Genomic DNA, 5,743 nt, shown 5'->3' with positions numbered 1-5,743 from the left:
GTCCTGGTCGGGCGGCTGACCGTGCCCGGGGGTACCCATGCCTGAGCCGCCCGACCAGGACGTACGCGGCGTCGAAGAGCAGCGCGAGGACGACGATCCCGAGCGTGCCGGCGAGCACCTGGGGGAGCGCGTCGCCGCTGTCCGGCGAGGTGATCCCGCGCAGGATCGGGTTGCCGAGGCCGGGACCGGAGACGCAGGCGGCCACGGCCGCGACGCCCATCAGCAGCCGTGTGGCGGCCCGCATCCCGGCCAGCACCGACGGCCAGGCCAGCGGCAGCTCCACCCGCACCAGCCGGGCCGGCCGCGACAGGCCGACGCCCCCGGCCGCGTCCACCAGCGCAGGATCGATCCCGCGCAGGCCCACGACCGCGCTCCGCGCGACCGGCAGCAGCCCGCACAGGGTCAGCGCGAGCACCGTCGGCGGCAGCCCGAGCCCCACGACCGGGACCAGCAGACCGAACACGGCCAGGACCGGAACGGCCGACAGGGACGGGCCGGCGGCCGCGGCGAGGCCGCCCGCCCGCGCGCTGCGGTGGACGACCACCGCGACCAGCACGCCGAGCACGGCCGCCGCCACCGTGCACGTGAAGACGGCCGCGGCGTGCCGGCAGGCGTCGGTGAGCAGCTGCTGACGGTGGTCGCCCAGGTACTCCCAGAAGGTCACGTCCGCTCACCCCCGCTCGGCCGGGTCGGGTCACTCGCCGAGCGCCGCCTGCTCCACCAGCGGGATGATCCGCAGCGGAACGGGGTTCTCCATGACGATCGCCGTGGAGGCCCGGACGATGCCATCAAAACCGACGACGAGGTCGATCACCCGTTGGAGATCGGCGTTGGAGCGGGCCACCAGCCGGCACAGCATGTCCCCGGTGCCGGTGGTGGTGTGCAGCTCCAGCACCTCCGGCACGGTCGCCAAGTGGGCCCGCACGTCGGCTCCTTGGCCCTGCCGGATCTGCAGGGTGGCGAACGCCGTGACCGGGTAGCCGAGCGCCGCCGGGTCCACCTGGGGACCGAATCCGCGGATGACTCCGTTCGACTGAAGCCGGTCCAGCCGGGCCTGCACGGTCCCGCGCGCCACCCCGAGCCGGCGGGACATCTCCAGCACGCCGACGCGCGGCTCGCGTGCCAGCAGCACGATGATCCGGCCGTCCAGATGATCGATCGCCATCCCGCCCCTCCCGATGGTCATCCTGTACAGAAAGCCCGCCGAAGCGGGCGGACGACTGAACACATTGCCCAGTGAATACGCGAACTATTGCGCACCTTGCAGGGCTGCACCACCCTGCCCCTATGACGCAGACCACAGACCACACTCCCGTGACCGACGCCCGGCAGGCCGATCCCTTCCCGGTCAAGGGGATGGACGCGGTCGTCTTCGCCGTGGGCAACGCCAAGCAGGCGGCGCACTACTACTCCACCGCCTTCGGCATGAAGCTGGTCGCCTACTCCGGACCGGAGAACGGCAACCGCGAGACCGCCGCGTACGTCCTGGAGAGCGGCTCGGCCCGCTTCGTGTTCACCTCGGTGGTCAAGCAGTCCACCGAGTGGGGCGCCTTCCTCGCCGACCACGTGGCCGCGCACGGCGACGGCGTCATCGACCTCGCCCTCGAGGTGCCGGACGCGCGCGCCGCGTACGCCTACGCCGTCGAGCACGGCGCCCGCCCGGTCGCCGAGCCGTACGAGCTCAAGGACGAGCACGGCACGGTCGTGCTGGCCGCGATCGCCACCTACGGCAGGACCCGCCACACCCTGGTCGACCGCTCCGGCTACGACGGCCCCTACCTGCCCGGCTACGTCGCGGCCGACCCGATCGTCGCGCCGCCCGCCCAGCGTTCCTTCCAGGCCATCGACCACTGCGTCGGCAACGTCGAGCTCGGCCGGATGAACGAGTGGGTCGGGTTCTACAACAAGGTCATGGGCTTCACGAACATGAAGGAGTTCGTGGGCGACGACATCGCCACCGAGTACAGCGCGCTGATGTCGAAGGTGGTCGCCGACGGCACGCTCAAGGTCAAGTTCCCGATCAACGAGCCCGCCGTCGCCAAGAAGAAGTCCCAGATCGACGAGTACCTGGAGTTCTACGGCGGCGCCGGCGTCCAGCACATCGCGCTCAACACCAACGACATCGTGCACACGGTCCGTCAGATGCGCGCGGCCGGCGTGCAGTTCCTGGATACCCCGGACTCGTACTACGACACCCTCGGCGAGTGGGTCGGCGACACCCGGGTGCCGATCGAGACGCTGCGCGAGCTGAAGATCCTCGCCGACCGCGACGAGGACGGCTATCTGCTGCAGATCTTCACCAAGCCGGTCCAGGACCGCCCGACCGTCTTCTTCGAACTCATCGAGCGGCACGGCTCGATGGGCTTCGGCAAGGGCAACTTCAAGGCCCTGTTCGAGGCGATCGAGCGCGAGCAGGCCAAGCGCGGCAACCTGTAACCCGCCGGCGGACCCGGGCGGGCACCGGCGACCGGTGCCCGCCCCCGCACGCGGGGGCGTCTCAGGACACCTCCGGACCGGCCAGCACGGACGGCTCGCCCAGCCGCTCCAGCGCCGCCTTCGCCTGCGGCACCCGCAGCGGCGAGAAGTACGGGTTGATCTGCAGCGCCTGCCGCAGATGCCGCCGGGCCGCCCCGTCCCGCCCCACCTCCCGCTCGATCATGCCCCGGTGGAACACGTACAGCGCGCTGCGCACCCCGCCGCCCCGGCCCTCGTCCGTCGCCCGCAGCGCGAACGGCAGCGCCTCCTCGGACCGGCCCGCCCGGTGCAGCGCCCAGCCCAGCGCGTCCGCCACCTCCGTCGACGGCTGCCGCTCCCACTCGGCCCGCAGCCGCCGCACCGCGGCCCCCGCGTTCCCGTGGTCCGCCTCGAACCGGCCCAGCACCAGGTCCTCGTCGGCCCCGTGCGCCGCGGCCAGCCGGACCCGGTCGCGCAGCAGGCCGTACTGCGCCTCGGCCTCCTTCCGCCGCCCCAGCGACTCGTACAGCTCGCCCAGTTCCAGCGCGTACTCGGGCCGGGGCTGCCCGTCCAGCGCCGCCCGGTACGCGGTCAGCGCCTCCGTCGTCCGGCCCAGTGCCGCGAGCGCCCTGCCCTGCCCGGCCTGCGCCGCCCGCTGGTCGGGGTCGATCCGCACCGCCTCCCGGAACTGCCGCAGCGCCTCCTGGCGGTCGCCGCGCTCCCAGGCCAGCTGCCCGGCCTGCTCCAGATACGCCGCCCGCTCGGCCGGCTGCCCCGCGGCCGACACCGCGTCGGCGAGTTGCACCGCCGCGTCCTCCCGCCAGCCCCGGTCCCGGTACACGGCCGCCGCCCGCGCCATCACCTCGGGCCCGGAGCGCAGTGCGGCCAGCCGGTCCAGCATCTTCCCCGCCGCCTCGTGGTCGCCGAGTCCGGTGCACGCCTCGATCAGCAGCGGATACGTCGTCCACCGCTTCGGCTCCAGCTTCCGTGCCTCTTCGCCCCACCTGCGCGCCCCCACGTAGTCCCGGCGCGCGTTCGCCAGCGCCGCGAGGCCCCGCAGCGCGCGGGCGTTCCCCTTCGGCCGCACCTTCAGCGAGGTGCGCAGCGCCTTCTCGGCCCGCGACCAGTACGCCGGGTCCGCCAGCCGCCGTCCCTGCTCCACCCGGGCCGCCCCGAGGACCGCCCAGGACTCCGCGTCCTTCGGATGCTTCTCCAGGTGCCGCCCGCGCTCCTCGACCAGCACCGCCAGGTCGGGCAGCGCGGGCGGCACCCCGCTGGTGACCGCCGCGAGCGCCCGCTCCGCCCGCTCCGGTGAGTCCACCCCGTGCTCCCGCGGCAGCGGCACCAGCACCAGCACCCCGCCGAGCACCGCGCACCCGGCGACCGAGGAGAGCAGCACCCGGCGGCGGATCCGCCGGCCGGGCTCGTGTGGCTTGTCGTCCATGGCGCCCACTGTGCGCCACACCTGGCGTTCATACGATGAACACACCCCGATGTGACGCTGCTGCCGTACGTGGGGTTCACACCGATGGCCCCGGGTGTCACGCTGTGATCATGAGCCGTATCGAAGCGCGACGCGATGAAGACACGGTGACGGCCGGCTCCCTCGTCGACCGGCTGCTCGGCGGTCTGCCCCCCGAGGCCGTCCTGACCGACCCCGACGTCACGGCCTCCTACGCCCACGACATGGCGAGCTTCTGCCCGGCCGGCAGCCCCGCCGTGGTCGTCCTGCCCCGCACGGTCGAACAGGTGCAGCACGTCATGCGCACCGCCACCGCGCTGCGCGTCCCGGTCGTCCCCCAGGGCGCCCGCACCGGCCTGTCCGGGGCGGCCAACGCGACCGACGGCTGCATCGTGCTCTCCCTGACGAGGATGGACCGCATCCTGGAGATCAGCCCGGTCGACCGGATCGCCGTCGTCGAGCCCGGCGTCGTCAACGCCACGCTCTCCCGCGCCGTCGGCGAACACGGCCTGTACTACCCGCCCGACCCCTCCAGCTGGGAGACGTGCACCATCGGCGGCAACATCGGCACCGCCTCGGGCGGGCTGTGCTGCGTGAAGTACGGGGTCACGGCCGAGTACGTGCTCGGACTGGACGTGGTGCTGGCCGACGGCCGGCTGCTGTCCACCGGCCGCCGCACCGCCAAGGGCGTCGCCGGGTACGACCTGACCCGCCTGTTCGTCGGCTCCGAGGGCTCCCTCGGCATCGTCGTCCGCGCGGTCCTCGCCCTCAGGCCCAAACCGCCCGGGCAACTGGTGCTGGCCGCCGAGTTCGCCTCCGGCACCGCCGCCTGCGACGCGGTGTGCCGCATCATGGCCGGCGGGCACGTCCCCTCACTCCTCGAACTCATGGACCGTACGACGGTCCGGGCCGTCAACGCCATGACCCGTATGGGCCTCCCCGAGTCCACCGAGGCCCTGCTGCTGGCCGCCTTCGACACCACCGACCCGGCCGCCGACCTCGCCGCCGTCGGCGCGCTGTGCGAGGCGGCGGGCGCCACCCAGGTGGTGCCGGCCGAGGACGCCGCCGAGTCCGAACTGCTGCTCCAGGCACGGCGGACGTCCCTGGTCGCGCTCGAGGCGGTCAAGGGCACGACGATGATCGACGACGTGTGCGTGCCGCGCTCCCGGCTCGGCGAGCTCATCGAGGGCGTCGAGCGGATCTCCGAGAAGCACCGGCTCACCATCGGCGTCGTCGCCCACGCGGGCGACGGCAACACCCACCCCACGGTCTGCTTCGACGCGGCGGACCCCGAGGAGTCCCGGCGGGCCCGCGAGTCCTTCGACGAGATCATGGCGCTCGGCCTGGAACTCGGCGGCACCATCACCGGCGAGCACGGCGTGGGCGTCCTGAAGAAGGAGTGGCTGGCGCGCGAGATCGGCCCGGTGGGCGTGGAGCTGCACCAGGCCGTCAAGCAGGTCTTCGACCCGCTGAACCTCCTCAACCCGGGCAAGCTGTTCTGAATTCTCCGAACCGTGCTCGGATTTCCGGAAAATCTTTCGCCGGGTACCCCATCAGTGCCCGAAAGGGGTGGGTCCGGCAGGACGGGCGGTCAGGCCCGCGCCCGTCTGATAGATGTGGGTTCCCCCGACCCATCCCTCGAGCAGATACGGGACGACGGACATGAGCGCCCCAACCCCGGCCCCCGGCGACGACACGCCCCGCGAAGGGTATTACCCGGACCCGTCCATCCCTGGATACGTCCGGTACTGGAACGGTGCCGCCTGGGTGCCGGGCACGAGCCGTCCGGCGCCCCGGGACGGCTCGTGCCCGGCACCCAGGCGGCAC

The 5,743-nt window shown here is 73.1% G+C and carries 6 protein-coding genes; 3 read left to right on the top strand and 3 right to left on the bottom strand.

Annotation, left to right across the window (positions count from 1 at the left end):
* Positions 1–664, bottom strand: a 664-nt coding sequence (locus tag B7L92_RS13505; protein WP_081237651.1) for an ABC transporter permease, incomplete at its 3' end; no start/stop codon positions are given.
* A gap of 30 nt (positions 665–694) precedes the next feature.
* Entirely contained in the window at positions 695–1,165 is a 471-nt protein-coding gene (locus tag B7L92_RS13500; protein ID WP_081237650.1) for an Lrp/AsnC family transcriptional regulator, read from the bottom strand.
* A 122-nt stretch (positions 1,166–1,287) separates the two neighbouring features.
* Here B7L92_RS13500 and hppD point away from each other — a divergent pair, with 122 nt between their 5' ends.
* On the top strand, positions 1,288–2,436 hold the full coding sequence (hppD, locus tag B7L92_RS13495) for a 4-hydroxyphenylpyruvate dioxygenase (RefSeq protein WP_081237649.1): 1,149 nt from the start codon (positions 1,288–1,290) through the stop codon (positions 2,434–2,436).
* 61 nt (positions 2,437–2,497) lie between these two features.
* Here the strand turns inward: hppD and B7L92_RS13490 are convergent, their stop codons facing one another.
* Positions 2,498–3,898: a tetratricopeptide repeat protein gene (locus B7L92_RS13490; protein ID WP_081237648.1), complete on the bottom strand. Its 1,401-nt coding sequence runs from the start codon at positions 3,896–3,898 to the stop codon at positions 2,498–2,500.
* 104 nt (positions 3,899–4,002) lie between these two features.
* Here B7L92_RS13490 and B7L92_RS13485 point away from each other — a divergent pair, with 104 nt between their 5' ends.
* The gene (locus B7L92_RS13485) at positions 4,003–5,418 is read left to right on the top strand and encodes an FAD-binding oxidoreductase (protein WP_081237647.1); all 1,416 of its coding nucleotides are present in this window, start codon (positions 4,003–4,005) and stop codon (positions 5,416–5,418) included.
* A 160-nt stretch (positions 5,419–5,578) separates the two neighbouring features.
* Positions 5,579–5,743: DUF2510 domain-containing protein (locus tag B7L92_RS13480; RefSeq protein WP_143626317.1), on the top strand; the 165-nt coding region annotated here is incomplete at its 3' end.

The sequence above is a fragment of the Streptomyces viridosporus genome (assembly GCF_002078235.1).
GTDB lineage: Bacteria > Actinomycetota > Actinomycetes > Streptomycetales > Streptomycetaceae > Streptomyces > Streptomyces viridosporus.
The sequence above is the reverse complement of the archived record's forward strand: the minus strand, read 5'-3'. Positions and strand labels throughout refer to the sequence as shown.

What these genes read in the sequence shown, in the direction of transcription:
- B7L92_RS13490 (WP_081237648.1), bottom strand. Translation starts at nt 3,898, where the DNA reads ATGGACGACAAGCCACACGAGCCCGGCCGGCGGATCCGCCGCCGGGTG.
- B7L92_RS13500 (WP_081237650.1), bottom strand. Translation starts at nt 1,165, where the DNA reads ATGGCGATCGATCATCTGGACGGCCGGATCATCGTGCTGCTGGCACGC.
- hppD (WP_081237649.1), top strand. Translation starts at nt 1,288, where the DNA reads ATGACGCAGACCACAGACCACACTCCCGTGACCGACGCCCGGCAGGCC.